Source organism: Vibrio sp. 03_296, assembly GCF_002265885.1.
Map to the genome: position 1 here is coordinate 20600 of NZ_NPKW01000147.1, position 26750 is coordinate 47349.

The following is a 26750-nucleotide window of genomic DNA, read 5'->3' on the forward strand; positions in this document are numbered from 1 at the left end:
GCAGAAAGAAATATATTGGAGAGAAACAATGAAAGGTGATATCGGTGTTATTGGCCTAGCAGTAATGGGTCAAAACCTTATCCTGAACATGAACGACCACGGCTTTAAAGTGGTGGCTCACAACCGTACTGCGGCGAAAGTAGATGAGTTTCTAGAAGGCCCAGCGAAAGGCACCAACATCATTGGCGCATACTCGCTTGAGGAACTGGTTGAGAAACTCGAAACACCACGCAAAGTGATGCTGATGGTTCGTGCTGGCGCGGTAGTAGACCAGTTTATTGATGCACTTGTCCCGCTTCTTGATAAAGGCGACATCATTATTGACGGTGGTAACACGAACTACCCAGATACCAACCGTCGTGTAGCGGCACTGCGTGAAAAAGGCATCCACTTCATCGGTACTGGTGTTTCTGGTGGTGAAGAAGGCGCACGTTTCGGCCCTTCAATTATGCCTGGCGGTGCTCCTGAAGCATGGGAAGCGGTTAAGCCTATCTTCCAAGGTATCTCAGCAAAAACTGACGCTGGTGAGCCTTGCTGTGACTGGGTTGGTAACGATGGTGCGGGCCACTTCGTTAAAATGGTTCACAACGGCATCGAATACGGCGACATGCAGTTGATCACCGAAGCGTACCAGTTCATGAAAGATGGTCTTGGTATGTCTGCAGACGAGATGCAAGCCGTTTTCGCCGATTGGAACAAGACTGAGCTAGACAGCTACCTAGTCGAAATCACCGCTGACATCCTTGGCTACAAAGACGAAGATGGCGAGCCACTAGTAGAAAAGATCCTCGACACAGCTGGCCAAAAAGGTACTGGTAAATGGACGGGCATCAACGCGCTGGATCTTGGTATTCCTCTCACGCTTATCTCTGAGTCTGTATTCTCTCGCTGCCTATCGGCACTGAAAGATCAACGTGTTGAAGCGGAGAAGCTCTTTGGCAAGACCATTACTCCAGTGGAAGGCGATAAGAAAGAGTGGGTTGACGCACTTCGCCAAGCGCTTCTAGCATCTAAGATCATCTCTTACGCTCAAGGCTTTATGCTGATGCGTGAAGCGTCTAACGAAAATGGTTGGGATCTCAACTACGGCAACGTGGCACTGATGTGGCGCGGTGGTTGTATCATTCGTTCTGCATTCCTAGGTAACATCCGTGATGCGTACGAAGCGAACCCAGATCTTGCGTTCCTAGGTTCTGATGACTACTTCAAAGGCATCCTACAAAACAGCCTAGTGGCATGGCGTAAAGTAGCGGCGAAGTCGCTAGAAGCGGGCATCCCAATGCCATGTACAACGTCTGCACTGACGTTCCTTGACGGTTACACAACAGCGCGTCTACCTGCAAACTTACTGCAAGCACAACGTGACTACTTCGGTGCTCACACTTATGAGCGTATCGACCGTGAGCGTGGTGAATTCTTCCACACCAACTGGACAGGTACCGGCGGTAACACAGCGTCGACGACTTACGACGTTTAATAGATCGTTAGTTAACCAATAAAACGCAAAAGGATGTCCAAGTGACATCCTTTTTTATTGAATGACGTTTAAAGGTAATGAATAAGCTTACGCGTTCTTTTCTTTGGGTGTGGTGGAATGGTATTTTTCGATGAACTTGTCGCGAAGGTAGAGCAACAAGCTCACAACTAAAGCAACGATAGACACCGTAAACAGAGCATACATACTCAATATCCACGCAAACGTTGCGCTAAGAAAAGCGACGAAAGAGAACATTCTGCTGAATGACATGACATGACCGAGTTTCTGTTGCATAAGAACCTCCAATGGTTTCTGTTTGTCTATGCCTACAATGTCAGTTGGTGGGGGTGGATACATAAAATGTCGGCTAAATAAATCTCAAAAAGTGTACATCTTTGATGAAGGTAGTGTTTTTATTCAACATGAAAGGCGGTATTTCGTAAAAATGTTGTCAAAAGTCTCACTTTGTCTATCTACGCCCCCGAACTCATCCTATAATTAGCGTGCATATGGAGGATGTTTAATATTTAAACATCCTCTATTTTTTGAAACCGCCAACATGGAGTCGATTCGTTTGTGAGTCGATGTTGTTAAATGCTTACCGGGAAGGTGATTTAAATTACAACCGAGGTTCTTAAGATGACTATTAATAAGTACTTTGTATTTGTTCCACAAGCTGTTGAACAAACTCAGGAAAAGGAAAATAAAGTGGTAACAGATAAGGAAACTCAACGTCAGGCATTAGTAAAGCAAGCTCAGCAGGAAGGCGGGCTATAACGGCTAGGTTTCATAATGAGAGAGCACCCATTGAGGTGCTCTTTTTTTGTCTTTCGCGTGAGAAGAGTGCATTGGCTCTTGCGGCTAAAAAGCAAATTTTACCGCAGTTTGTCCATTAAACTGTTCAGAATCTCGGTAGGTGTTGTAGCCTGCTGATACCTCTAACGAGAAAGTCGATCCAAACATAAACTGTCCAGTGAGTTTGAAGTCATTCATCACATCTTGGTCAAGATAAGAAATTCGATATCTTGGCGTGAGGGCTAAAAAGGGCGCAAGCTGGAAACTCACGCCGAGATCGGCTGCCGGGCCAAACTCTCGGAACCTCGCAGAACCTTCACGGGAGCTGTATTCACGCTCTACGTCGTATTTACTGACACCAACAGTGTAGAAAAGCGAAGTGGTATTGAAATTGTTGTAACCGCCTAAACCAGCAAACGAGCTGGAGATGTCGGTATTTCCTGATGTGGTACCTTCAAACTCGTATTTGACATAAGCATCCATGGTAACGGGTGAATAGCTACCAGTGAAGTTAACCCCAAAAAGATCCCTTGAGCCTTTACCATCGAACTCAGAGCCTAGAAATGATCCTAGACTGTCATTTTTCTGCTCGCTGTATTGCAGACCGACACCGATGTAAGAGTATTTTCCAAAAGAGTTTGCGTGTGCAGCTGCGTTAAGGGTCAGTAGCAGCGCTACTGTGGTCAATGTTTTTATTTTCATTGTACTTTCTATGAATATGATGAATCGAGAAGGCGACCTTAACAATTAATAAAACAATGTTCAATTACAATATTCATAGTGACCGTAATTGTTCTAAGCAGAGCTTTGTTGATGATTATATTAGTTTAAGTGAATGTATGAATGTAATAGGTAGGATGCTCATTATTAAGACGTCGAAAACTGGCAATTGGGCCCTCATCGACTAGTGTTATTGCGAACATAACAGCGTGTAGGAGGCAAAATGGATAAGAATCCCATCGGTTGGTTTGAGATCTATGTTGATGATGTAGAGAGAGCCAAACATTTTTATCAATCGGTTTTTCAAGTCACTTTTGAACAAATGCTGGATCCGACAGGAACAGATATTGAAATGTGGTTCTTCCCATCGGATATGGAAAGCTATGGCGCAAGTGGAGCATTAGTGAAGATGGACGGTGTTAGCGCCGGAGCAGGCGGTACACTGGTATACTTTTCTTGTGAAAACTGCGTTGTTGAACAGGAGAGAGCAACGCAACATGGTGGCGTTGTCGTTCAAGCGAAAATGGCCATCGGAGAGTACGGCTTTATCTCCCTAGTGCAGGATTCGGAAGGCAATATGATCGGCTTGCATTCTATGCAGTAGCGAAATTGTTTGGCGTTCTCTTTACATAGAAAAGGCATCTAACAAGATGCCTTTTTGATGTGTGAGCCGTTTATTGACGAATAAGGTGTCGCTTAAACGCCTGCACGTTTCAGTAGGCCTGCCATAAGCGCAGAGCTTGAGCGCGCTTGTTTGCCTTTACCTTGTAGCGTTTTCGCAAGTGAGACGTTATCAATACTTTTGGCAATGTACGCCATTGAGTTGTACAAATCCGTCGCGGATTTGATCTTTGACTTGTCATTCATAGGCGCAAGCAGTTGCACCATTTGAGTGCCACTCATCTGTTTCTCTGTTGCGTATTCCTCAACGGCATCTAAAAGAAGATCAAGGTCGACCATGGCTTCTGCGCTTTCGATACCTTGTTTTTTCATCTCTTTTTGGTTGCGTCGACGCATTTGCTTAATGATGAAAGCTGGCTTGTTGAGCTTTTTGAAGCCGAAATAGCCGATCAGCGCGACAACCGCGATACCGCCAATCACATAACCCCAAACTGAACCTGTAGATTCAACAACAGGTTGAACAGTTTCTACTGCGTATTCAACGGTAGTAGGTGCATCAGACATAAAATTTACCTTTGAAAATGGCTTCTAAAATGAAGCGTAATACTAAATCTGGCTAGCGAAGCACCGCATTGCGGTGAATCAAAAATCGTTGGATAAGCTACTTTTACTTAAGTAGACAATGCATTTGTTTTATCTCGCTTGCACATGTTATTGGGGCCACATACTGAAATACAAGGCATGAGGAGACGCTATCTTTTAAAGTGCAGCCATTGATCACACTTTTATTGAGCATTGAGACACTATTTGAGCAATGGCTTAGCGCTAAGCGGCGGATGAAAAAGACGTGGCGCTAAAGTTGAACGATACTTTAGTGAGGTTTGCAATTGAGGTTGAGCGCATATGGAACAGCGACGATTCGATAATCCATGCATTCGGCACTGCTGTTTGAATGAGGAGGATGTCTGTTTAGGTTGTGGTCGACACCTAAACGAGATCTTAGGTTGGACACAATCGAACGCAGCACAGCAGCAGGAAATATTGGCGCGCAGCCAAGCGCGTTTAGCCGCACTGAAGGTGCGCGTTTATCTCCAGCACCCCAAATGAACTTCACGTAAACACGCTCCCCCGTTTGTTAACGAGAATATCGTGACAAAAACTGATAATATGTCCGCCTTATGCTTTATTTCTACTCTCTGTATCTCTACTCGCTATGCCTCAACAAGCCAAATTGACACTCATTCGCGGATTACCGGGTTCTGGCAAAAGTACGCTGGCGCAGCAACTCGCGAAGCAAACGCACGCCGTTCATCTCGAGGCAGACATGTATTTTGTCGATCAGCAAGGCCGCTATCAATTTGACCCAACGCGTTTAGAGCACGCCCATCGCTGGTGTTTAAACAAAGTGTGCCAACACCTCAAACAGGGCAGAGCGGTGATTGTGAGCAATACCTTTGTTCAGCATTGGGAAATGAAGCCCTACTTGCGTTTTGCAGAGCGTCATGGCCTCAACGTGGAGATTCTTGTCTGCACAGGTGAATATGGCTCGATTCATGATGTGCCAGTACAGACGATAGAAAAGATGCGTCAGCGCTGGCAAAACTAACTCAACGACCTCGTCCATCCACCATCACAATGATGGTTTTGACGATAATGGCTATGTCTGTTTGCAGCCAATTGGAGAAGGAACTGAGGCTCAACGCATAGCTATGATCAAACCCCACTTTTCGGCGAACATCTTCGATGCTGGTGTCGTAGCCTTGATTGATTTGGGCAAGCCCAGTTATTCCAGGTAAGACCCCATAGGTGCGATCGGCAAAATAGGGTATCTCTTGTTCAAGGCGCTGATAAAAATCGGGTCTCTCAGGTCTTGGGCCAATTAACGACATCTCACCTTTTAAAACATTAAACAGCTGTGGCAACTCATCTAGGCGCGTTTTGCGTAAGAATCGCCCCACAGGCGTGATTCTTGGGTCGTTTTCCGTTGCCCACACTGCGCCAGAGCGTGATTCTGCATCGCAGTACATGGTGCGAAACTTCATGATCTCGAACAGTTCCATTTTCTCGGGTGTCGAGCGTCCGACACGCAACTGTTTATAGATGATGTTGCCTTTCGAGGTGACTTTGATTGCCAATGCAATCAGAGGAAAGAGAGGCAAGGTCACGAGCAATGCTAATAAGGCAAACACTAGATCGAACAGACGTTTTGCTCGAAAGATGTGCGATTCAAATAAGCCGTTACGTTTCATGAGCGTTCTCCATCGTGATGAACTCGAGTCCAGTGTCCATTTTCTTTACCCAGCAGATAGCGCAAGCCGCCGAGTAAATTGGCAAGGTGGCCTGTGACGAGGTAGTGGATTAGTCTGATTGGTTTGAATTTGGCCGCTATCGGCCAGTAGTGGCCAAGTATCGCGCAGAGATAGAGGGCTAACTGTAAACCCAATAACACGGCAAAAATGACATGCTGCATCAGCCACAATGACGTGATCAAACACAGCAGCATTAAGTAAGGAGTGAGCAGTCTGAGCCCTTTGCCAGAAAAGAAGGTAAAAGCGGTTCCCCCAAACTTTGGGTTGAGTAACGCCGCCAATGCGATCAATTGTTGCATGTTGCCCGCAGAAATGCGTAAACGGCGCGCATAATCTTGTTGAAGCTCGCTGCGTTCAAGTTCAAGCGCCACCATTTCCGTCTCATAATCTGCTTTATGGCCTTGTTTGACGATGCTCATTGGCAAAATGAAATCATCATTAATGGTATTGCTGCTCAGGGGCGTAAATAACTTAGTGCGGAAAAGATAGAAGGCGCCGTGTGAACCAATACTTGAGCCGATTGATGACTCGGTCGCCTTGATGCGAGTTTGATACTGCCAGTAGGCATTCTCTGCCGAATTTTCATGGCACCAAATGCGGTAGCTGGCGTTGACCACGCCAGTTTCTGGCTGTTCAAAATGCGCGGCGGCCAGCAGCAATGCATCGACGGAAATCAATGCTGAGACGTCGCTGAGCGCCGTTATATCACTGGAGATTTGGGCAACTTCGTCATTAATCACCGCCACCTTGCCTCGGTTCACTGGATAGTCGTGAATTTCGAACAGTATCTCGGAACAAATTGCTTCTTGGATGGTGTCTTGAGCAATATCAACGGTGTTGTCGGTGCATCCATCACATGCGATGATCACGCGTAGCTTGTTGGCAGGATAATCTAGGCTCGCAAGGTTACGTATTTTGTCGGCGATCCAATGCGCTTCGTTGTAGGCAGGAATAACAATCGTAATGCTGGGCAACATCTTGTCTTTTTGCTGCACGAGGTAATGGCGTTGGAGAGTGTTTGAACTCAGGTTCGATGTCTGTTTTTTTCTTCCGGCCATCCATTTAAGTAAAACGGGATAGCCGACGTGGTGGTAAACAATCAAGCTGGCTGATGTTGCAAAAATGCCCGCCATCATCCACTCATAGAAACTCAATGTTGCCATCATAGAGATGCTCCTAATGCCAATTGGTTGTACTGCGCCACCATGTGACGAATATTATGATGACGCACGACAAAATCGCGCAAAGTATGGGCAGCAGCGGATCGGTCCATGACCAATAACGCATTGATTTCTTGCGCTAACGCGGCGGCGTTAGCAGGGGGGCAGAGTCGACTCAAATGGGGACATAAGGTTTCGTGGGTGCCGCCAACGCTGGTGGCAACCACCGGAACATTGCACGCTTGGGCTTCGAGTGTCGAAAGAGGAAAGCCTTCGTTGAGTGACGGTAAGCAGAAAAGATCAAGCGATTGATAAAAAGTCGGCATCGTGCAGCAAAGGCCAAGAAACGTCACGCGATCTTGCAGTTGCATGGTAAACACCAAACGTTCTAACTCTTGGCGTAAAGAACCATGACCAGCAATCGCCAAGTGCACATCGTGAGGCAGCATGGGCAGTGCTTGTATCAGCCACTGATGACCTTTCACCGGTTCCAACCTTCCTGCGCAGCCGACAATGCGCTTGTCCAACGGCAGATCTAATTGCTTACGAGCCTCAGTTTTATCCGCAGGGGCAAAGTAATCACAATCAATGCCGTTTTTAATGGTAATGATGTTTTCACGATGCAGATGTTGTTCAATGCTCTGTTTTACTTCGGTTGCATCGGCCACCAAGATGGGTTGCACCAGTTTTAACGCCAATGTTTGCAATAACGCGTTTTTAGTCTGGGTAAGGTGCCAACCGTCATGTTCAGTATGAATGCGGCAAGCAACACCGCTTAAACGAGCCGCAAGCCCTCCGTACAGTAACGGACCAATATGATGGGTATGAACCACATCGGGTGAAAACTGGCGAAACAGCTTAACGAGATAGCGAATGGTCTGAACGCGGATACCCGCCCCTTTGTCGAGAAAGACGCATTGGCGAGCGTATTTGCGCAGTTTAGGCCAGTGCAATACCGCATCTTGTTTAGTGCCCTCTAGGCTAATGATGTAGACATCGTGATCCGTCGAGCAGACGTTCATCATGTCCAGAACGAGCGTTTCTAAGCCGCCGGGAGCGAGATGTTGAACAACATGAAAAATGGTTTTTCTCGGCTTGTCTTTGTTCATGGCCTATCCCCATTTCAACTGATTGACGTAAAGCATTGCGGAGTGCTTCAGGGATTTTGCAGGTTATGTGCCAATCATTTAGTTGAATTAAAACATGAGGTTATAATTTTTCTTTGTGTCGTTCTCATATTGAGAATCGCTTTGACGAGCGATAAAAAATGCCCGCCGAAGCGGATGCTGTGGTGGGCGAGGTGTGATATTCAGTGGGATCAGTTACGCGGGGCACGAATACGAGGAATCACCGTTAAAACGGGCACATTGATGAGACTGCGTAACTGTTGTTGACTGCGTATGGTTGAGTCAAAGATCTCAAAGAAGATCGCCATGCCTGCGCCGAGTGCGATGCCGCCAAATAGCCCTGCCAGCACGAAGAGAATCACAGGCAAGTTGGCGGTGGAAGATGGCGTGTAGGGGACATCGATGACTTTCACACGTTTATTTTGCTCAAAAATGCCTAATGAGCCTGTCAGTTGCGCCATCTCATAACGCTGAACCAGTTCTTCATACAATTGGCGCTTCACGGTGACGTCGCGCTCGAGCCGTGTGATGTCTTTCGCGGTATTGCCGAAGTGGTTGGCTTTTTGTTCCAGCTCGCCAATCATGTTTGCGAGGCTGAGGGTTTCTTCGTTCAGTGCCTCGTAACGGCCTCGTATCGCCTGCAACTGCTGCAACTGAGTGACTAAAAGTGGCTGGCTGTCACTGGGATCGCTGATGGTGCTACTGGCGATATCCCATAGTTGAGCGCTATTGAGCGTGACACTGCGGTTACTCAGCAGTTGATGTCGCTCTTGTTCCAAACGCGAAAGCTCACGCATTTTGGCTTGAACAGAGCTGTGCTGCTCGGTGTACTTAGCGCTTAGCAAGGCAAGCTCACTGCGGATAGTGATAATTTGTTCTTCAATTTTGCCAATCACAGGGTTGGTTTTCGACAGTTGTTGGTCAAGCGAACCTAAAGTTTTCTCCACACCGGCAAGTTCGGCTTCTTTCTCAGCAAGGCTCTGTTTAAGAGAAGCCAGTCGCGTTAAGTTCTGCGCTTGCATTGCAGGTGTGTCGGCAGAATATTGGTTTTGAAAGTCCGCCAACGCTTGCTCAGCCGCGAACAGCTCTTGTTGGCGTTTTTCAATATGCACGGTGAGAAATTCGCTGGAATCGCGGATGGACGAACGCTCTGGAGCCAACAGTTGGTCGATAAATTGATCGCTGACTGCCGAGAGCAGTGAAGCCATGCCTTTGGGCGAGTTGGCGACCAGTTCAATTTGGATAAAATCTTTGCCTAACTGCTGAACGTTGAGCTTTCCAGCGAGTTGATGAATGAGACGATCCTGCTCGGCGGTGGTCATGTTGTCATCAATCAGCCCCTCTTGCTTGGCCACGGAATAGAGTACATGGCGGCTTTTCAGCAAGGTGCTGAGAGCACTTAAGCGATCTTTGAGCATGGTAGAGACGGCAATATCTTCAAGAAACGGATTCATTTTGGCGGTTTCTTGGATCAGCATGCTGGTGTGTGAGCGATAAATTGGCGTCGCGGTCATGCCAATCAGCGCACCGACAATCGGCAAAATCACAATGGGCGTCACAATGACGTATCGACGTCGCCATGCGGCCACCAAAATGGAATAGAGGCGCAGTTTTAATCCCATCATAGCTGTTCCACCAAATGTTCAACGTAACGAGCGCGCGCTTCCCAACTTTGCTGGCTTAGTTGTTTATCGAGTGGATGGCGTGCTTTGGGTTGGCTTTGTAATGTGAGCAGTTGCGTCACCATTTCTTGTGCGTTTTCAGCCAACCAAAGATGGCTATAAAACTTCTCTACCGCGGGAAAGTTTTTACTCAGTACAGGTGTGCCTGAAGCCAAATATTCCAATAACTTCAATGGATTGCAGTATTTGATTTGCTGATTGATGACAAAGGGTAACCAACTGACATCCCAATGTTGTGAATACCGAGGCAGTGCATGGTGCGCTTTCTTCCCGAGATAAATTACATTTGGCAACTTGGGTAACGGATTACTATCAAATTCACAGGGGCCAATGAACACAAAGCCCCAGTGTGGAAGCTGAGAGGCAACGCGTTCAATTAAGGAGTAGTCAAGCCATTGAGAGAGTGAACCATAAAAACCGCATAGATGGGTAAAGCCGGTGGGCAAATCATCAGCGCGATGGGCTGGGCGAGTAAAGAGTTCAAGGTCGACGCCATGAGGCAGCAAGAAGGTTTTCTGCGCCGGGAATTTTTCCAACAAACGCTGGCTGGCCACCAATATGCAGTCGCAACGTTGTGCGAGTTTCGTTTCGTGTTGGTTCACCGTATGATGATCCACGCCAGCTAGCGATGCAAAATCATCACCACAATAATAGACCGAACGAAACAGCGGAAAACTGTCGAGTAAATCGGCGGCCGTTGGCAGTGAAGTCCAAAAGACTGGATCGTGCATTCGTAATTGTTTGAGTTTTCGTTGCAACTGTAGCGTCAGCATCTTTTTCGCTAACCAGCGAGCCCAGCGACTGGAGGGGGCAGGAATGGTGAAGAAAGAGACGATCTCGATGTTGCTCGACACTGCCTTGGACTCATCAAACGTTTCGCCATTTCCACCGTTTTCGCCATTTCCACCGTTTTCGCCATTTCCACCGTTTTCGACAAAGGGCTGACGTTTTTGTAACGCGATGGCAAACAGTTTGTCCATAAGGCGTCTGGCGTCTTTTAAACTCCACTTGGGTTGACGAAGGCCAATTGAATTGACCCACAAAACGCGATGGCGCTTAGCGAGCTGTCGCACGATGTGCTGCGTTGAAGAAGGCAGCCCTCCAAAATCTTCTGCAAAAACAATCATGTCATTCATGATGCTCTCCTCAACGAGGTGTGTTCAATGCTCGGATCACATGGGCTGGATTGCCGCCTGCGATCACACCTTCAGGAATGGAATGTGTCACCACGCTACCTGCGGCGATCACACTGCCAGCTCCGACTGTGACACCCGCCATGATCATCACGTTGCTGCCAATCCAGCAGCCACGTTGTAGGGTAATCGGGCGAATCTGGCTGGGGTCATCGCCTTCACCCGCGGCACGACGTTTGGGATCTAAGGGGTGGCCGGAATAACCAAAAAACATGCAGCGTCCGGCGATCGCGACGTCGTCTTCAATCGTGATGAGATCGCCCACCGCGATGGTCGTTTGCCAGCCAATCGAGACACGATTACCGATGTTCAATCGAGGCTCTTTGACGGAACTGCAGCCCGTGATGGTCGCTTGACCGGAAAGGTTACAGTCATCACCCATGGAGATACGAACATTGTTAGTGATGAGCGGTAATCCGCCATACAAATAGAGCTGTTTGCCACATGCCTTGACCCTGCCTTTGAATGCAGGTGTGGTGATGAAGGTGCGATAGACATAGTCACTTGACTGGCGAAGTAACACCATCAAGCGGTAGAGCAAGGCATTGTAAAAATGCGGGGTGGGTAAATTGGCACAACGGATCTGTTTGAGCGTGCGAAAAAGCGATCGCATAAGAGGATGGGGATGATGCTTGAGCCAAGATTTTAAGTCGCTTCCTCGAAAGGTTTTCGTGTTTTTCTCAATATCTGGTTTGACTCTGAGTTGTGATTTATTCACCAACATAACGCCTCCTACCGAGCATCGAATGTTATCTTTCTCTAACCTCTTGTATCAACAACCATGCCACTTAGAAATTGTATAAAATACAATTACTTATCGTTTGTTGTTGCGCTGGTGTTTACGCATTCTCATTTTGAGAATCAATTTTAATGATGTGACTGATGGCAATCGTGAGGGCGGCAAGAATATAAATTGGCCAAGTAAACCCTTGGGTGAGAAAAGTACCGGAGACGATCGTTCCCAAAAGCCCGGCAAAGACCGCGTTGGCGGCAATATCAATGGCGCTCGGTGTTTGGCGGTGAATTTGCCGAATAGAATGCAACGAGGTTTTGATTAAGCAAACAATGAGGCCAATAAACAGAGTTAGGCCAACAAACCCTGTTTCGGCAAGTACGCCAAACCAAGTGCTGTGCACGGCGTGATTGAGCCCATCCCAGTGCGGGCTGTAGAAGAAATAGTTGTAGTAAAAGTTTTGTAACCCGACGCCAAGTAAAGGATGGGCTAATGCCATTTTAAAAGCAGCCTCCCAAGCGTAGAGTCGCCCCATGGCTGAAGCATCAATGCCTTCTTCGGCTGCGCCGCCAGAAGCGCGCTCGGAGATCCCCGCTACCGCATAAAGAAGCAAACTGGCCACGCACCCGAGGAGGATCAACACGGTTTTATTGCGAATGGTTTTGTTGGCAAAGTAACCCAAAACCGCCATGGCACCGAGCAACCCGCCGCGGCTTTGTGTTTCCAGCAAGGCCAAGAAGAGGATCGCACACGTCACGCCCGCAAGAAGGCGCACCACCACGTGGGTTCGGCGATGAAAACTTAAGCTAACGCTGAACGCAAACGGAAACATTAGAACTAACGCCAGATCGTTTGGATCACCAAGCATAGAACCTAGATCGCGACCGATGGTGACACGTGAGCCTTCCACTAGGCCAATCCCTTGCATGGCGTTACTCAGTGCAACGCAACCAATCAGTAGGCCAGAGAGAGTGATGGTAATCGAAATCATGTTGAGATGTTTAGCGCTGGTGACGAGCCACATGATGGCTAAGGTCATCACCATGATTTTCCAGTAGACACTGGAAAAAGCGCCAAATGCCACTCCCCGATTGCCCGCAAAGAAAAGACCAATGACAACCACAAGCCAGAAGGCGACTAACCAGTTCATTACAGGGTGCCAGTAGGGCTTCAACTGTCGTGTGATGATGAGATGCCAACCCAATGCTGCCAGAGCACCAAATGAGAGCAGTAAGGGAATTTTCAGAGAATAGAGCTGCGGTATGGCTTCATGGATACGAAAAAAAGAGAACACCACAAACAACAGCACCAACCAAAAGGTTTGATTGAGCACATAAAGCGTCGCGATAGGGAGTAAGCAAAGCGCCACCACCACAAGTGGGTTGGGTTGCCATGCCCATACCAGAGCCACCACCACACAAAGTGTCAGAACAAAGGCCAGATGGGGGTAGCGAGGGGTGACGGTCATAACGCCTCCTCATGAGCGTTCAATGAAGGTGTCGTCTGCAAGCCTTGCTGCGAGGGATCGCGTGGGGTGAATTGAAAGTGCAGAATCGGCCATGCCAATGCGATGATCACGCCAAAGCAGAGCAAGATTGAGAGTGCACCCGTTAGCCAATGGCTCGCGAAATAGAGTGCACAAACACCAATTAACGCGCAGAGAAAAATCATCGCCAGACGGGAAAACTGCCATGGCAGAGTAAAGGCTTGTTGGCTTAGTACCATCACGCCAATGGCTCGCACGCCTTGCGTGATCGCAAGGGCAAAACAGACACCGACCACGCCAAAGGATGACAGCCCCCAAAACAAACTCACGGCCAACAGCGCACAGACCAGATTCAATATCAGCAACTGCCGAGTTTGATGACGATAGAGTAGGCCGAGATTCACTATCTCATAACTTTCTTTGAACATCGCCGCTGGAATGAGCAATGCTAAAAAGGTGATCGCAGAGGCAAAGGTGGTGGGTAAGGCGTAGAGAACAAACACTTTTGCAATTGCAAACACCGCGACCGCAAGCAGTGAGATATAAACCAACCCACATTGACTGATCTTGACGGCTTTCACCTCGCCTGAGTGGGCAAGGCATTCGAAACGTTTTGGCATCCACCACATGCCAAAAGGCTGCACCAATATACACAAGGCGAGCGCAAATTTCGCGGCAATGGCGTAAATGCCCAATTGAGCAAGGGAAGAAAAACCACCGATAAACCATCGTTCTGCCCCATTTAACGTAAAAGCCAGCAACGCAGAGAACATCAGCGGTGCAGCGTAGCGTAACCAACGCTTAAGTTGTGCCGATGAGATGGAAGCGATCCGATAGCGATTTAGCCAGTGTAGCGCCACGCATTGATAAAGTGCGCTGAGTAAGCTGCAAAGTAACAGCCCAGTGACACTCGGCCAATAGTGCAGCACCAGTAATACACAAGAGAGCTGGAGAACGAGTGCACTCACCGTTATCGTGACCAGCGCTTTGGCTTTGTCATCTTGAATTCTTAACCAAGCGGTGCCGATGGCAATCAAACATTCAAGGCTGATGCAGGCGAACAGAAGTGACAGTGTAGTGGTATTGAGTTCTCCATGCCACACGATGTTTTGGACGATGGCAAAAGCGAGTAAGAAGAACGTCAGCGCGATGATCGCAGCGAGGGAGTACACCTGATTCACCACCTGCTTTTTCTCGCTCATCAGTTCACAGGGGGCTGCGAAACGGTATAGCACTTCATGCAAGGAGAGCGAAACCAACAGCGCGGAAAAGGTGCCAATTGAGGCCAATAACTCCAACGTGCCCAACTGAGTGGTGGAAAGATAGTACGCCATAATGGGCAGCATCAACAGTGCCGCGCCCTTTTGTAAAATCAGCGCCACGCCAAACAGTGAAATGTTTTGCAGTGAACGGGAGTGGCGCAGTTGTCGTAATCTCATAGCGCACCTTTTTCTCGAGTACGGCTAAGTGGGATGACATTGCGAGTGGGTTTTCCCCCTAATGAATCGATGATTGGCTGGTAACAAATATCGGAACGATAAAGCTTGGCTAAGGTTCTGCCATTGCGTGATAAACGTTGACGGTTACAGGGTGAGGCGAGCAGTAGCTCAATTTTCTGCCGTAAATCTTTTGCACTATTGGGTTGGTATTTAATGCAGTGTTCACCATCTGTCAGTTTTTCAGCCCAGAAAGCACCATCGTCGGGGATGACCACACACAGACCCGCAGCCAGAGCTTCGAGAATGGATAAGCCAAAAGGCTCATTTTGGCTGGTGGAAATAAAGATCGAACACTGCGAGCGGATGTGATCAAGATGGTTTGGCTGTTGATACCAATGGCAGCGCGTGAGGGTGAGATCCGGCTCACTTACCGCCAATTGAGTCTGCAGAGGTTGGATATAGCAAACGTGGCAGTCGATGTCTTGAGGATGAATTTTTAATGCCTCAACCAGCAAATCAAGCCCTTTCCATTTGAGTAATGACGCCGCCCAAAAGAGTTGATCGGATAGGGCATCGCACTCTGTCGGCCACTGCTCAGCATTTAATCCATTGGTAAAAGGCACAAAGTTGTTGCGCTCAAACACCATTCTGGCGCGGTCTGTGTTGGCCATTGAGGGCGCTGTTTTTTCGTAATAGCGACACAGTGCCCCGAAGAGGCTCTTTTTTGCGCAAGGTAGATAAAACACCTTCTCCGCTACCGAGAGGCAATAGCCAATTGAGCGAGACCGCGCCACTTTGCCATGAATCACTTGAGTAATCGGTGTTTTGAACATGAGTTTGAAAAGGTAAAGTGGCATATCAAGCCCTGGGCCAGAAATGCCCATTAGCCGATGGATCTTAGGCAAACGCAAAGTGATCACCAGCAAAACCAGCCAATGATAGGCTTGCAGTAGCCAGTACTTTAACCCTTGTTCCGCGAGCAACATGGCTATCGTCGGGTATGAATAGACCGAACAATTGCCATGAGCCAATGCGCTTTGCCAGTTATCGCGATTCGCGGTGACGATATAGAAATGGATTGAGCGCTGTTTGGCGACGTGCAGCATCTCTTGTGTGGCGATTTTAGACCCGCCTAGATAGCTTATGGGATCAAAAATTAACACGTTCTGTTTCATGACAGCAGCTCCTTACGACGAAAGAAGTAAAGAAGAGGACGCAGCATCACACGCCACTGAGGGGCGGGTTGGTCGCGCTTCATCAAGGCGAGATAATGCGCTTGCAACGTTTGGGTGTTGCACTGAATCGTCAGGTTTTCATGCGCATCCACGTAAGCGGTTTGTTTGAGCTTGTGACTCAGCGTTGGATTCAACATCAGTGTTTTCATGGCTTGCACCAGTGAAAATACGCCGCTGTTGTGATACAGCAGCCCATTTTGGTTATGGGAAACGAATTCGGGAATGCCTCCAGTGCGTGGGGCAATCACAGGCAACTCCGCCATCATGGCTTCTGCTATCACCAATCCAAACGCCTCTTGGTAAGCGCCGCTAACAAAGGCATCTGCATCGGATTTCAGCCATATGGCGGCGTTGGCTTTTTCGCCTAACCAGTGCACTTGCTCGCTTAATCCCAATGTTTCGCTCAAGTGTTCAAGGGGTATACGTTCAGGGCCGTCACCAATGATCACTAAATGGGCTTTCTCGCCATTTTTTTTCAGCAGATAAAGCGCCTTGAGCAAACGATCAACGCCTTTTCTCGCGATCAAAGAGCCAATCGTGATGAAGGTAAAGGCTTGGCGTGGAATCGAAAGTTGAGTTTTGAGGGAAGTTTCAAGTGATGAGGAAGGCAAGCACACGCCGTTGTGCACCACACTCAACTGAGGCAGGGTGAGCCCTTCACTTTGCATTGCTTGGCTAATGGCGTCACTCACGCAAACAATGTTATCGGCGAGATGAAAGCCCATTAAAAAGCGCTCGCGGAGTGGGTAATCGCCATGGAGTTGAAGCAGCAGTGGGCAGTGACAAAGTCGCGCAGCAATACTCATCCATTGGCAAGGCGCGCCACTGTTGACGTGGATAAGCGCAATATGGTGGCGTTGTATCAAGGTGATCGCCCGGGAGACCAATTTCATCGTGTTAAGCGGGTTAAACTTGTTTGACCCTATGACACCCAATACCGAAAATGGGTCTTGATAGGTGGTGATACCACATTGAGTGAGATGATCGAGCAGAGGCTGACAGTTTGACCATACAATGGGCTCAAACTGTTGGGTGTCTAACGTTGCCAGTAGATGGATGAGCGTTGTCTCGCTGCCTCTAATCCAGTTGTCCCCATAGTGGACAAATAAAATGGGTGTTCGTGTTGTCATTGTGATTCCCTACCCACGATTTATTCTCATGTTAGGTAGGGAGTGCAATGGCAGTGCCAAAGAAATACTCGATTTATCTCACTGAAAAATGGAGTATTTTTTGTTGGCTAATGGTGAGGTGTCAATTTGATTCTCAAATTGGGAGAAGCGTTGTCGATATGATAGGCCGAGAGAATTTGCGGTAAGACGGCTTGAGGCGAATAGTGTTGCATTATTGTCTCGCGAGCCTGAAGCAGTAGGCGTTGCTGTTCCACGGATGGCATCTCCAACCAACGCCGCAAATGCGCCACTAAATCTGCTTCTGTTTGCGCAATAAATCCGTTTTGGCCATGTTCGATAAGTTGGCCCAATTGGCCGACGTTCATCGCAATGACAGCGACGCCGTTTGCCATGGCTTCTAACGCGGCCATGGGTAAGCCTTCAAAACGAGAGGGGATGATCAACACGGAAATCTTAGGCCAAACCTTCGTCATGTCGCTGACAAATCCAGAAAACTCGACGTTGTCGTTCGCCAAGGTCTCCAATGGCTCGCGTTCTGGTCCGTCTCCGTACAGATGGAAGGTCAGTGAAGGGAAGTGCTCCGCCAACTCGACATATCGATCGGCGGCTTTTTCATAACTCAAACGGCCAACAAAGCCGATGTGTTGCGCGCAACGCTGATGCGATTCTGCCAGCTCTGATACCGGGACAAAATTGTTGATTCGCTCTCCAGCAAAAGGCAAAGAGTGAAGAATGGCATCGCTGACCGCAAAGCGATGATCGCTAATGAAGCTGGTCAGGCGATCGACCCAATCGTACAACCACAGCTTACCCGTTTTGCTTTCTCCTGCATGATAGGTGCTGACTAAACGCAAATGCGGAAAGCTCATCATTCGTGCTAAGCGCGCGTAGATATTGGCTTTGTAGCCATGGGTATGTACGGCAATGGGCCGATAGCGCTTTAGCGCAACCGCTAACTGCATGATGGGCATGGGGTGATTGCCGGATAACTGAGAGATGTAGTTAACGCGGATCCCTCGCTGTCTGAGCTGCTGCATAATCGGAGGGCGACGGACATACTTGTTGGTTAACAACACACGTACCGAATAATGCTGAGCCTTGAGAGCCGAAGCAAGCTCAATCACATGGCTTTCAATCCCACCGTAAATGAGAGAGTCGAGCAGCAGCCATATCTCTTTCCCGACACGATGACTCTTAGCTGGGCGTTTTTTGCCGAGTGTGGCTTTGTTATCGTCAGGCATTTTCTTCTGCCTCCCATGCTTGTTTTTTGCGATACACCGTCGAAGGGCTTAGCTCCAACATCACCGCCGCACTGATCACGTTGCCGTCGCAAAAGGCGATGGCGTTTTGAATCGCTTCGCGTTCAATTTGCCACATTGGACGGATACTGCCGTCAGAATGGTGGAACGCATTGTGAGCGAGTGGATTGGCCTTGGATGTTTGCGTCTCAAGCGAATGATGGTTTAACGCCTCATGTCCGTTGCGCATCTCCTGGATGACCGCTTGAACGGGTTGAGGTGGTGCTGAGAGTTTAGCGGGTTCTTTGACAGTTTGCGGTTTGGTGGTCAGTTGAGCCGGCAAATGTTCCATATCCAGTTGGTTGTCATCGTTGAGAACGACAATGTTGCGAATGATGTTCTGCAACTGACGGACATTGCCCGGCCAGTTGTATTTTTTAAGTATTGATTGCGCTTCTTTGCTGATTGAGTTGAATTTTTTGCCGTCCTCTTTGGCGTAAGTTTTGAGGAAGTGATTGGCCAGCTCAACGATGTCGTTACCTCGTTCTCTCAGTGGTGGCATTTCAATTGGAACCACATGGACACGATAGTAGAGATCTTCCCTAAAACGGCCTTCTTCGACCTCTTTGAGGGGATCGCGATTGGTGGCGCAGATGATGCGTACATCCACTTTGATTTCTTTACTGCCGCCGAGTGGGGTGAAGGTGCCGGTCTGAAGAAAACGCAGCAGTTTTTTCTGCATCTCCAGTTCCATCTCGCACAATTCATCGAGAAATAGCGTGCCGCCGTTGGCCAGCATGGCTGCACCTTTGCGATCGGTTGTCGCTCCGGTAAACGCCCCTTTTAAGTGACCAAAGATTTCGCTTTCCATTAAGTCACGAGGAATCGCCCCACAGTTGATTGCGATAAAGGGCTGGTCTTTGCGCAGACTCTGTTTGTGTATCGCTTCAGCACACACTTCTTTCCCTGTGCCACTTTCTCCGTTGATAAAAACACTGGCGGTGGTTGGCGCCACGGAATCAATGGTTTTATATACTGCCTGCATTGGCAGGCACGCGCCGATAAAGCCGTGATAACGTGGTCTGTCGAAGCGAGACTGTATGTTCTCAACCAAATGCTCTAATTTGGCGCGTTTTAGATGAACGGCAATGGATGTTTTTAAACGGTCGGCTTTGATTGGCTTTTCGAGAAAATCTTCCGCCCCTTTGTTCATTAAGCTGACGGCGATGTCGACGGAACCATGAGCGGTGGCAATGATAACAGCGGTCGGAACATCGTTTTGGTTGATCCAGTCAAGCACATCTTCCCCGGACATATCGGGCAACTTGAGATCTAAAATCACCAGCTGCGGTGTATTGCGCTCAATAAACTGAATCGCGTCACGTCCGGTTTCCACGTGAAAAATGTCATAGGGTTCATCTTTGACGTATTGCTTATATAAAATGGCAAGTGAAGTGGAATCCTCGACTAACAGTACTTTTGCTCGCATCTCTTCTCCTTACCCATGTCACCGTCTGTTGCTCGTATACTAATAATAGTTTTAGCACATGGGCGTCGCTTTGTTGGGTTAAGCGACTATTTTTGATTGACATTTTTTCTAATCTTTGTTGTGCGATCTCGTTTTAGAACAGCAGTATTCAACGCGTTAAATTGAGTTGGGCTCTACAAACCCAAGTTGTTTGCGATCGTTTAGGGCAGACAGCGAATCGTGCGCTAATTGCGTAATACCAGATGCCTCATTCATCACGGTGTCATACTCTTTTGCCAAGCACAGCCGCTCAAGCTTTCTGGCCTGGTTGGATAAGCGTCGATTGCCCAGCGCCAGTGATGAACTGCCTAGCGTGTGTAACTCAAACTCCAGTTGCTGAAAATCGTTGTGAGCGATCGCCTGATCAATCTTCACCAAGCGCCGCTCCGATTCTTCAATGTAATGCTCAATGAGCATCGGCATCACCTCGGCACTGGTGTCACGAATCATTTGTTGAATGATCAACTCATCCACCAATGGGGAGGTTGTGTTTTTCTCTGACGTTAAAGTGATCTGCATATGATTGTTTTTCTCCGTTTCAGGGGGCTTATTAGCAGTATCGTAGTGATTGGAGGCGCTTAGAACTTTGTTCAACTCCTCCATTAAATGGCGGCTACGTAGCGGTTTAGAGAGGTAGCCATTCATGCCTGAGCGAAGAAACTTTTCTTTATCGCCATATAGCGCGTGTGCGGTAAGCGCAATAATGGGCGTTGCTGCTTGTTTGGCATTGGGCAATTGACGAATCTCTTTGCACGCTTGCATGCCGTCTTTGCCGGGCATTGAAATATCCATAAAAATAATGTCGTAGTGGTGTTTTGATGCCATGCTCACCGCTTCGTAACCATCGTTGGCTAAGTCGATCGCCACGCCAAGGCGTTCAAACATGGCTTTGATCACCATCTGATTCGCGGTGTTGTCTTCCGCAACCAAGATACGTTTGCCTTGAAGCAATGTGCAGACGCTATCATTGTCAGGCTGAGCCTGTTGCGTGACAGTGTCATGTTCTGCCAGTGGCATTTCCACACTAAACACAAAGCAAGAGCCTTTTCCCACTTCGCTTTCAACGTTGATTTCACCTTCCATCAATTGAGCAAGACGTTTGCAAATCGCAAGGCCAAGCCCCGAGCCTTCGCGAGTGCGTGAATAGCCCTGATCGACCATGGTGAACTCTTCGAACAAAATGGCCATGGCATCGGGCGCGATACCGATACCGGTGTCGTTGATCTCGCAGCGGATATAGAGCTTATCGCCTTCGTTTTGTGTCGTCACATGAAGGGATACGCTTCCTTTTTGGGTAAATTTGACGGCGTTGCCGAGCAAGTTGAGCAGCACTTGGCGATAGCGGTTTGAGTCGCCCATGACCACGTAGTCACACTCATCGTTGAAGGTAAGAGACAAGTACAGCCCTTTGGTTTTAGCGAGCGGCTCAAAGCTGTTGACGATTTCCTCAACGCAACTTTTTAGCTCAAATGGGCGAGGGTAAAGAATCAGCGTATTGGCTTCCATGCGAGAGAAATCGAGAATGTCGTTGATGATGGAAAGCAGCAGCTCGCCAGATTCTTTCGCCGTATGGACTAGGTTTTGCTGATGGTTGTCCAGTTTGGTTTCACCCAGAATGCCGAGTAGCCCAAGAACGCCATTCATTGGCGTGCGAATTTCATGAGACATGGAGGCCAGAAAGCGGCTTTTCGATTCGTTGGCGAGCTCTGCTTGGGTTCGGGCTTGCTCTAGCTCTTGGTAGCTGGTAGCGAGATTGTGCGACATGGAGTCAAACGCGGCGGCCACTTTACCGATTTCATCTTTCGCCTTGAGTTGAAGTTGAAAGCCGGGACCATCACTGGCAACGCGCTCCGCTGCGCGAGTGAGTTGATAAAGATTTTGGCTAAGATAACTCCCTAAAAAATAGGAAAACAGAGCAACAAGAATGATCTCTAGTACGGCGATAAGGACGATGGCTTTGCTCGCTTCATCAAGCGCGGTTTGAATCGCTGCGGTGTTAAAACCCATACGAATTTCACCATAGGTTACGCCATCGACGGTGATCTTCTCACTCACATCAAACGCCAAATCGCCTAAGCTGACTCGGTCATCGACCTGCCAATCGGCACTCTCTTTTGGCAAAGCACCGGCAAACGCCAGTTGCTGATCATTGTTGCGGATATCCACATAGAGGATGTCTGGAAGAGAGAGGATTTCTTGAGTCAAATCATCCAAAGTGGCGAGATCAAGCGAAAGTAGGGCATCTTTAGATGCGCGAGCAAACATCTGTGAGGTGGCATTGGCTTTTTGAATAAATTGCTCTTGGTTAGATTGGCGCATGAAGTTCATGGCGCTGAGAACCAGTAGCATCAACATGACGATTTCAATGCAGGCAATGCCGATGATGGTTTTAATTCGAAAAGACATAGTGGCCTCCTGGCAACATACCTTTAGTCCGTCAGTAACTTAATGTCGAGTTGGCGAATATCGTTCCAATCAGAATCTTGCGCCGCGACAAACGCAGAAATCTTGAGTGGATTCAATAATGACTCTGTCTTGTTACGCTGATGGAGATTGAGCAGAGCGTTTTGCAGCGCCAATACGGTGTTTGCATCAAGGTTCGGTTTTACGGCGATGGGGTGTGGCGTGTAGCCATCGCTGGTCCAAAGTATCTTTAATTGCTGGCGAACATCGGCAGGAGCCGCGTTCAGTGTTCTGGCAATACCACCGCCAGCAGGCAATAAGCCACGAGCCACATTGAGATAAACAGAATCGTGGGATGAAACGTATTTGGGCTGATATTCAATACCTTGTTGGTTTAAATACCCTTGCGTCAGAATCGTCGCAGCAAAAGCGGCTGGTGACGGGAACGCTAATGTTTGTCCACTCAACTGAGAAATGGAGTTAATGGAATCATTGGCATTCACCACAATTAAGCCATAAATCAACGTATCTTTGGCTTTGGCGATGGCTTGATAGCCAACTTGCTGGTGGAACACCACGTAGTGATAAGGGTTCATGTAAGCGATGTCGTAATCGCCCTCACTAAGGCGAGCTTCAAACGCCGGAATGTCGGGGGCGGTGGCAAAGACAATCTCGAGTCCGGTTTCCTCGCTGAGTGCTTTGATCACTGGCGTCCAATTGTCGGCCAGACGGCTGGCGGATTGTTGAGGTACCACACCAAAAACCAGTGGTTTACACCAACTGATGGGAGTAAAGAGGAGCAGTGCTGTCAGTATCCATTGCTTCATCGTCAAGTCTCCAATCAATAGGGCAGATTCAAAAATTCGTTTTTATACAACCAGTTTTCTACGCGCTTTCTTAAGCGTAGTGGAAGAAATTTGAATTTATTCAATTGTCTGACTAATTCTTCCGAAAAACTTGGCGAATCTTTCATGTTCAAAATGGTGCCAAGTAGATGAATCGATCGGGCATCGAGCAGACTTTGTGCCTGCAAAATTTGGCTTTCTGTTGTACTGCCATAGCAAGCGACAAGAATGGTGGCATCACACGCACTGGCGACGCTTTGTGCTGGCACATTTCCTTTATTGAGATTAAGCAGCGGCGAGGTATCAATAATGATTCGCTCATAGTGGCTTTGCCATTTATTGACGGCTGAGCACAAGTTGGCCGGATCTTTGTAGGAAAGCTGAACGGCCGTCTGGGTGGGCGCCGGTACGCCGACCAATACTTGATGGGTTTCATTGTGTTCGATGAGCATTCCTGGCTGCGCTTCGTGCTCGAAGCTATGCACATCGTGAAAAGCGGGCTTAAACAGATTGAGGTCGACATACAAGGTGTGATGACCCGCAAGAATGAATCGTTCAGCCAGCGCAGTAGCAATGGAGGTGACGCCGTCACCAGAGCTGCAGCCCGTGATACAAATGGAGTGAATCTGTTCAAGCTCTGCTTTGAGATAGAGCTGTTCAATTTCGGCGTGAGTCGCGGGAATCATCATCACAACGCTCCTATTAATACCAAGGTGGTGGTGATTTGCAGTACATCACGTAAACCTGCTCGTGCTTTTTCAATCAAGCTTTCATCGCGGCTCGGAATATAAATCGTGTCGCCAGCGCGGATCACGGGAAGATGGTAAATATTTGCGGTTTTGCTGAAACTCACGAGATCGAAGGTACGCGCCTGCCCTTGGCAGCAAGACATATTCACCACGCTGATTTTCTCCAAATAGGCGCTTGAGCTTGGCCCACCAGCCTCCGCCAGCAAATCGAGGATCGTCATGTTGTCGTTAAAGGCGTAGCGTCCCGGTTTGTTCACCGCTCCTAGCACTCTAACGGTCGATTCTTTGCTGGTATCGAGCCAGTTTTTCTCCTTCTCGGGAATGTAGATGGTGTCACCGGGCTTGACGTGAGGAAGAAGAGATTCATCTCCGGTTTCAAAATAGAGTGAGAGATTGAGTTTGCTGACCAGCGAGTAGCTTTTATCTCGGTGCGTGACGCGGATATTGTGAATATCAGCATCTTTGGTTGGTCCGTCAGCGGCAGACAAAATGTCAAGAAAGTGCATTTCATTGGTAAAGCGATAGCGCCCTGGCGCATTGACTTGACCAAAGACATAAATCGAGGCGTCTGAGCTTTGTCTCACCCACTGTGATTTGTTGTCCGAAGGGTCTTGCGGTAAATCGTGCACACGAATGATTGCGCCTGCATCAATGCGAGGTAGGGCTTTCGTTGGCGCACCTTGGCGAATAAAAGCATCGAGGTCAAACACTTGCATTTTGCCACCGTTAACAACTTCTATCTTTGTTGTGTCAGCACGTAATGTTGGGCCACCGACATGCGCCAGTAGATCCATCAAATCCATTTCGTCGGACCACTCAATGCGACCCGGACGAACCACTTCACCCATGACAGCAACGGCGCGATCGGGGGCCACTTTAAGCCAGGACTTCTCGTTCATGTCGGTTTTTTCCGGGACAAAAATGGCGTCACCGGGCTGTATTTGTGGCACTTTGGTTTTGCCCAATCCTTCCGTGTGTGCGGTCAAATCAAATCGGATCACGCGCCCATCCGCTTTAAGCACACGAATTTGACGAGACTCAGCAAATCGGGTTGGGCCGCCAGCGTTGGCAAGAATGTCCATAAAGGTGGCCCCAGGTTTACCTTCATACGCACCGGGTTGAGCCACTTCTCCCATGATATACACGGTGTTGGATCCGGACTTGATCTCCTCTTCCTGACGAGGAACGAACACGGTAGAGCCGGGGGCGATATCGGGTAAAAGGGAAGAATCGCCGCTATCGAGGTATTTTTTTAGATTGAATACTTTGGGCTCATTGTTGGAAATCACTCGGATCTGTTCTACGCCAGCGTAGCGTGTGACCCCACCTGAGCGCATCAAAATATCAACCAAATTGGTGTCTGGCTTGTAACTGAACGAGCCTGGCGAATTCACCTCACCGAACACTTTGATGCCTTTGGCAGAATCTGCGCTGTCGCCACTGTCAGCCAGTTTCGCAGGATCAAACGTCTGCTCAATGTTGCCCACCAAAGGCGAGGCGGGAACGAAAAGCACGTCAAGCGAACTCAGCTGTGGTAACAACTCATCGTTGCCAGTGTCGAGAAATTGTTTGTAGTTAAACTCACGACGGTCGCTGCCGCGTTTTAGCTGCATTTTGTCGAGTTGAGCACCAGAGCGTAATCCCCCCGCGGCATGGAAAGCCATCTCAACGCTTGCGCCTTGCGGTAATGTGTATTCACCCGGCTGCGTTACATAGCCTTGAACGGAAATCAGCATCTGTTGCTGTTTGATAAACACGCTGAGGTTACTCACATCACGAAAAACGGTGGATAAGGACTGTTTTACCGCGTTTTCCAATTGTGTCGACTGATAACCAGCAACATAAATTGGGCCAATTTCTGGTAGAGTGATTCGTCCGCGTTTATCGACTTGGAATCCGCGATTGAGGCTCTCTTCACCAGGTAGGTTAATTTGGATCAGATCACCCACCTGTACGCGCTCATCGGCAGCGTGACTTAGGATTGGCGCAATCATTAACAGCAAAAGGATGAGAGCGAGATAGCTTTTTGCGATGTTCATTGTACGCCTCCTGCATAGGGAGATGGCTCGGTGTTTGCTGGTGATTGAATTTCGATGCTCACGCGTCGATTGGTCAGGCGCACGGCGGCACTTTCACCATCAAACAAGGGCAGTTTCTCTCCCAGTGAATAGGTGGTGATACGGTTGGGGTCTAAACCGAAAATGGCTAAATAACGTTTGACTTGCTCGGCTCTGTCCATTGCCAGTTTTTCGTTGTATGCCTCGTTACCGGTGGCATCCGCGTGGCCCGTAACGGTAAGGGTTAATGTGGTGTGCTCGCGCAATATATTGGCTGCTTTTGCAAGGTGGCCCATGTATTTCGGATTAATTTCCGCTGAATTCACCGCGAATTGATTGTCAATATTGAGAATGTCATACAGCTCGTTGACCATATCCAACTGAAAATGGAAGGCGTCTTCATCGCGTGGGGGAATGCAACGAGTGTGAGAAAGTACGTAGTCGAGCTGCTGCTCTAGTTGGTGCAGACGTTTACGTTGAATCACCAAATCGTTCGCTGCATCGAGCAGTAATCCGCCTTGCAGTTCACGAGCAATGCGGTTTTGCAACTCTAAGGCTTGTACCACAGAGGCAGGAAAGCACCATTTAGCGCCTTCTCGGATCAACGAATCTAAGTGTAATTTTGCCAGTTGCCAATCGAAGCGCATGCCATGTTCAGGACCGAGAGGTTCATCAGGCATGACCGGAGAAAAGTCGGCGTTTTCATAACTGATATTTTGATAACTCTCTGCCAATCCACCGCTGCCATGCTCAGGGTAGCTTGCACAACCTGAGATGAGCAGGGTGAAATAGAGCGTTGTAAACAGTAAGTGTTTTTGCATGC

Annotated in this window: 25 protein-coding genes; 5 read left to right on the forward strand and 20 right to left on the reverse strand. The window is 48.4% G+C overall.

The genetic code is table 11. From position 1 onward, the window contains the following. Window positions 1-28 precede the first annotated feature (28 nt). The gene (gene gnd / locus CIK04_RS19635; protein ID WP_011080524.1) at window positions 29-1477 is read left to right on the forward strand and encodes a decarboxylating NADP(+)-dependent phosphogluconate dehydrogenase; all 1449 of its coding nucleotides are present in this window, start codon (window positions 29-31) and stop codon (window positions 1475-1477) included. An 87-nt stretch (window positions 1478-1564) separates the two neighbouring features. On the opposite strand, the gene CIK04_RS19640 is transcribed toward gnd, so the two are convergent. After that, on the reverse strand, window positions 1565-1771 hold the full coding sequence (locus CIK04_RS19640) for a hypothetical protein (RefSeq protein ID WP_038964739.1): 207 nt from the start codon (window positions 1769-1771) through the stop codon (window positions 1565-1567). 345 nt (window positions 1772-2116) lie between these two features. Here CIK04_RS19640 and CIK04_RS32785 point away from each other — a divergent pair, with 345 nt between their 5' ends. Next, the gene (locus tag CIK04_RS32785) at window positions 2117-2254 is read left to right on the forward strand and encodes a hypothetical protein (RefSeq protein WP_011080522.1); all 138 of its coding nucleotides are present in this window, start codon (window positions 2117-2119) and stop codon (window positions 2252-2254) included. A gap of 84 nt (window positions 2255-2338) precedes the next feature. Here the strand turns inward: CIK04_RS32785 and CIK04_RS19645 are convergent, their stop codons facing one another. Further along, a complete protein-coding gene (locus CIK04_RS19645; RefSeq protein ID WP_097352678.1) occupies window positions 2339-2974 on the reverse strand; it encodes an outer membrane beta-barrel protein in 636 nt (211 codons plus the stop codon). Window positions 2975-3215: 241 nt separating this feature from the next. On the opposite strand from CIK04_RS19645, the gene CIK04_RS19650 reads away from it, so the two are divergent. Continuing rightward, the gene (locus CIK04_RS19650) at window positions 3216-3596 is read left to right on the forward strand and encodes a VOC family protein (RefSeq protein WP_097352679.1); all 381 of its coding nucleotides are present in this window, start codon (window positions 3216-3218) and stop codon (window positions 3594-3596) included. A gap of 92 nt (window positions 3597-3688) precedes the next feature. Here CIK04_RS19650 and CIK04_RS19655 read toward each other — a convergent pair whose 3' ends face one another. Continuing rightward, window positions 3689-4177 carry a hypothetical protein gene (locus CIK04_RS19655; protein WP_017422105.1) on the reverse strand — a complete coding sequence of 163 codons (489 nt, stop codon included), beginning with the start codon at window positions 4175-4177 and terminating at the stop codon, window positions 3689-3691. A gap of 339 nt (window positions 4178-4516) precedes the next feature. Between CIK04_RS19655 and CIK04_RS19660 the strand changes: the two genes are divergently transcribed. Next, window positions 4517-4720 (forward strand): DUF1289 domain-containing protein, encoded by a 204-nt coding sequence (locus CIK04_RS19660; protein ID WP_097352680.1) that lies wholly within the window; start codon window positions 4517-4519, stop codon window positions 4718-4720. Between the two features lie 106 nt (window positions 4721-4826). Next, window positions 4827-5219 (forward strand): ATP-binding protein, encoded by a 393-nt coding sequence (locus tag CIK04_RS19665; RefSeq protein ID WP_097352681.1) that lies wholly within the window; start codon window positions 4827-4829, stop codon window positions 5217-5219. 1 nt (window position 5220) lies between these two features. Here CIK04_RS19665 and CIK04_RS19670 read toward each other — a convergent pair whose 3' ends face one another. From CIK04_RS19670 to CIK04_RS19750, 17 genes are all read right to left on the reverse strand, one after another. Then, the gene (locus CIK04_RS19670) at window positions 5221-5862 is read right to left on the reverse strand and encodes a sugar transferase (protein WP_038940796.1); all 642 of its coding nucleotides are present in this window, start codon (window positions 5860-5862) and stop codon (window positions 5221-5223) included. Next, window positions 5859-7088 (reverse strand): glycosyltransferase family 2 protein, encoded by a 1230-nt coding sequence (locus CIK04_RS19675; RefSeq protein WP_097352682.1) that lies wholly within the window; start codon window positions 7086-7088, stop codon window positions 5859-5861. The genes CIK04_RS19670 and CIK04_RS19675 overlap by 4 nt, the downstream gene beginning before the upstream one ends. Further along, on the reverse strand, window positions 7085-8191 hold the full coding sequence (locus tag CIK04_RS19680) for a glycosyltransferase (RefSeq protein WP_097352683.1): 1107 nt from the start codon (window positions 8189-8191) through the stop codon (window positions 7085-7087). Before CIK04_RS19680 ends, CIK04_RS19675 begins: the two co-directional genes overlap by 4 nt. Window positions 8192-8400: 209 nt before the next feature. Beyond that, on the reverse strand, window positions 8401-9834 hold the full coding sequence (locus CIK04_RS19685; protein ID WP_039448561.1) for a GNVR domain-containing protein: 1434 nt from the start codon (window positions 9832-9834) through the stop codon (window positions 8401-8403). Beyond that, on the reverse strand, window positions 9831-11027 hold the full coding sequence (locus CIK04_RS19690) for a glycosyltransferase (protein ID WP_097352684.1): 1197 nt from the start codon (window positions 11025-11027) through the stop codon (window positions 9831-9833). The genes CIK04_RS19685 and CIK04_RS19690 overlap by 4 nt, the downstream gene beginning before the upstream one ends. A gap of 10 nt (window positions 11028-11037) precedes the next feature. Further along, the gene (locus CIK04_RS19695; RefSeq protein ID WP_038940801.1) at window positions 11038-11808 is read right to left on the reverse strand and encodes an acyltransferase; all 771 of its coding nucleotides are present in this window, start codon (window positions 11806-11808) and stop codon (window positions 11038-11040) included. A gap of 115 nt (window positions 11809-11923) precedes the next feature. Beyond that, window positions 11924-13285, reverse strand: coding sequence for an O-antigen ligase family protein (locus tag CIK04_RS19700; protein WP_097352685.1), 1362 nt, complete (start codon window positions 13283-13285; stop codon window positions 11924-11926). Next, the gene (locus tag CIK04_RS19705) at window positions 13282-14742 is read right to left on the reverse strand and encodes a lipopolysaccharide biosynthesis protein (RefSeq protein WP_097352686.1); all 1461 of its coding nucleotides are present in this window, start codon (window positions 14740-14742) and stop codon (window positions 13282-13284) included. The genes CIK04_RS19700 and CIK04_RS19705 overlap by 4 nt, the downstream gene beginning before the upstream one ends. Beyond that, the gene (locus tag CIK04_RS19710; RefSeq protein WP_097352687.1) at window positions 14739-15917 is read right to left on the reverse strand and encodes a glycosyltransferase family 4 protein; all 1179 of its coding nucleotides are present in this window, start codon (window positions 15915-15917) and stop codon (window positions 14739-14741) included. The genes CIK04_RS19705 and CIK04_RS19710 overlap by 4 nt, the downstream gene beginning before the upstream one ends. Next, window positions 15914-17107: a glycosyltransferase gene (locus CIK04_RS19715; RefSeq protein WP_097352688.1), complete on the reverse strand. Its 1194-nt coding sequence runs from the start codon at window positions 17105-17107 to the stop codon at window positions 15914-15916. Before CIK04_RS19715 ends, CIK04_RS19710 begins: the two co-directional genes overlap by 4 nt. Window positions 17108-17214: 107 nt before the next feature. Next, on the reverse strand, window positions 17215-18348 hold the full coding sequence (locus CIK04_RS19720) for a glycosyltransferase (RefSeq protein WP_080536087.1): 1134 nt from the start codon (window positions 18346-18348) through the stop codon (window positions 17215-17217). After that, window positions 18341-19834, reverse strand: a complete 1494-nt coding sequence (locus CIK04_RS19725) for a sigma-54 dependent transcriptional regulator (RefSeq protein ID WP_097352689.1) — start codon at window positions 19832-19834, stop codon at window positions 18341-18343. The genes CIK04_RS19720 and CIK04_RS19725 overlap by 8 nt, the downstream gene beginning before the upstream one ends. Before the next feature lie 156 nt (window positions 19835-19990). After that, on the reverse strand, window positions 19991-22279 hold the full coding sequence (locus tag CIK04_RS19730; RefSeq protein WP_097352690.1) for an ATP-binding protein: 2289 nt from the start codon (window positions 22277-22279) through the stop codon (window positions 19991-19993). Between the two features lie 23 nt (window positions 22280-22302). Then, a complete protein-coding gene (locus CIK04_RS19735; RefSeq protein WP_039547260.1) occupies window positions 22303-23103 on the reverse strand; it encodes a phosphate/phosphite/phosphonate ABC transporter substrate-binding protein in 801 nt (266 codons plus the stop codon). Between the two features lie 14 nt (window positions 23104-23117). Next, complete coding sequence (locus tag CIK04_RS19740) at window positions 23118-23810, reverse strand: chromosome partitioning protein ParA (protein WP_176463387.1); 693 nt, start codon at window positions 23808-23810, stop codon at window positions 23118-23120. Next, a complete protein-coding gene (locus CIK04_RS19745) occupies window positions 23810-25909 on the reverse strand; it encodes an SLBB domain-containing protein (protein WP_038969095.1) in 2100 nt (699 codons plus the stop codon). The genes CIK04_RS19740 and CIK04_RS19745 overlap by 1 nt, the downstream gene beginning before the upstream one ends. After that, the gene (locus tag CIK04_RS19750; RefSeq protein ID WP_097352692.1) at window positions 25906-26748 is read right to left on the reverse strand and encodes an OmpA family protein; all 843 of its coding nucleotides are present in this window, start codon (window positions 26746-26748) and stop codon (window positions 25906-25908) included. The genes CIK04_RS19745 and CIK04_RS19750 overlap by 4 nt, the downstream gene beginning before the upstream one ends. Between the last annotated feature and the right edge of the window lie 2 nt (window positions 26749-26750).

What these genes read in the sequence shown, in the direction of transcription:
- gnd (WP_011080524.1), top strand. Translation starts at nt 29, where the DNA reads ATGAAAGGTGATATCGGTGTTATTGGCCTAGCAGTAATGGGTCAAAAC.
- CIK04_RS19640 (WP_038964739.1), bottom strand. Translation starts at nt 1,771, where the DNA reads ATGCAACAGAAACTCGGTCATGTCATGTCATTCAGCAGAATGTTCTCT.
- CIK04_RS32785 (WP_011080522.1), top strand. Translation starts at nt 2,117, where the DNA reads ATGACTATTAATAAGTACTTTGTATTTGTTCCACAAGCTGTTGAACAA.
- CIK04_RS19645 (WP_097352678.1), bottom strand. Translation starts at nt 2,974, where the DNA reads ATGAAAATAAAAACATTGACCACAGTAGCGCTGCTACTGACCCTTAAC.
- CIK04_RS19650 (WP_097352679.1), top strand. Translation starts at nt 3,216, where the DNA reads ATGGATAAGAATCCCATCGGTTGGTTTGAGATCTATGTTGATGATGTA.
- CIK04_RS19655 (WP_017422105.1), bottom strand. Translation starts at nt 4,177, where the DNA reads ATGTCTGATGCACCTACTACCGTTGAATACGCAGTAGAAACTGTTCAA.
- CIK04_RS19660 (WP_097352680.1), top strand. Translation starts at nt 4,517, where the DNA reads ATGGAACAGCGACGATTCGATAATCCATGCATTCGGCACTGCTGTTTG.
- CIK04_RS19665 (WP_097352681.1), top strand. Translation starts at nt 4,827, where the DNA reads ATGCCTCAACAAGCCAAATTGACACTCATTCGCGGATTACCGGGTTCT.
- CIK04_RS19670 (WP_038940796.1), bottom strand. Translation starts at nt 5,862, where the DNA reads ATGAAACGTAACGGCTTATTTGAATCGCACATCTTTCGAGCAAAACGT.
- CIK04_RS19675 (WP_097352682.1), bottom strand. Translation starts at nt 7,088, where the DNA reads ATGATGGCAACATTGAGTTTCTATGAGTGGATGATGGCGGGCATTTTT.
- CIK04_RS19680 (WP_097352683.1), bottom strand. Translation starts at nt 8,191, where the DNA reads ATGAACAAAGACAAGCCGAGAAAAACCATTTTTCATGTTGTTCAACAT.
- CIK04_RS19685 (WP_039448561.1), bottom strand. Translation starts at nt 9,834, where the DNA reads ATGATGGGATTAAAACTGCGCCTCTATTCCATTTTGGTGGCCGCATGG.
- CIK04_RS19690 (WP_097352684.1), bottom strand. Translation starts at nt 11,027, where the DNA reads ATGAATGACATGATTGTTTTTGCAGAAGATTTTGGAGGGCTGCCTTCT.
- CIK04_RS19695 (WP_038940801.1), bottom strand. Translation starts at nt 11,808, where the DNA reads ATGTTGGTGAATAAATCACAACTCAGAGTCAAACCAGATATTGAGAAA.
- CIK04_RS19700 (WP_097352685.1), bottom strand. Translation starts at nt 13,285, where the DNA reads ATGACCGTCACCCCTCGCTACCCCCATCTGGCCTTTGTTCTGACACTT.
- CIK04_RS19705 (WP_097352686.1), bottom strand. Translation starts at nt 14,742, where the DNA reads ATGAGATTACGACAACTGCGCCACTCCCGTTCACTGCAAAACATTTCA.
- CIK04_RS19710 (WP_097352687.1), bottom strand. Translation starts at nt 15,917, where the DNA reads ATGAAACAGAACGTGTTAATTTTTGATCCCATAAGCTATCTAGGCGGG.
- CIK04_RS19715 (WP_097352688.1), bottom strand. Translation starts at nt 17,107, where the DNA reads ATGACAACACGAACACCCATTTTATTTGTCCACTATGGGGACAACTGG.
- CIK04_RS19720 (WP_080536087.1), bottom strand. Translation starts at nt 18,348, where the DNA reads ATGCCTGACGATAACAAAGCCACACTCGGCAAAAAACGCCCAGCTAAG.
- CIK04_RS19725 (WP_097352689.1), bottom strand. Translation starts at nt 19,834, where the DNA reads ATGCGAGCAAAAGTACTGTTAGTCGAGGATTCCACTTCACTTGCCATT.
- CIK04_RS19730 (WP_097352690.1), bottom strand. Translation starts at nt 22,279, where the DNA reads ATGTCTTTTCGAATTAAAACCATCATCGGCATTGCCTGCATTGAAATC.
- CIK04_RS19735 (WP_039547260.1), bottom strand. Translation starts at nt 23,103, where the DNA reads ATGAAGCAATGGATACTGACAGCACTGCTCCTCTTTACTCCCATCAGT.
- CIK04_RS19740 (WP_176463387.1), bottom strand. Translation starts at nt 23,810, where the DNA reads ATGATGATTCCCGCGACTCACGCCGAAATTGAACAGCTCTATCTCAAA.
- CIK04_RS19745 (WP_038969095.1), bottom strand. Translation starts at nt 25,909, where the DNA reads ATGAACATCGCAAAAAGCTATCTCGCTCTCATCCTTTTGCTGTTAATG.
- CIK04_RS19750 (WP_097352692.1), bottom strand. Translation starts at nt 26,748, where the DNA reads ATGCAAAAACACTTACTGTTTACAACGCTCTATTTCACCCTGCTCATC.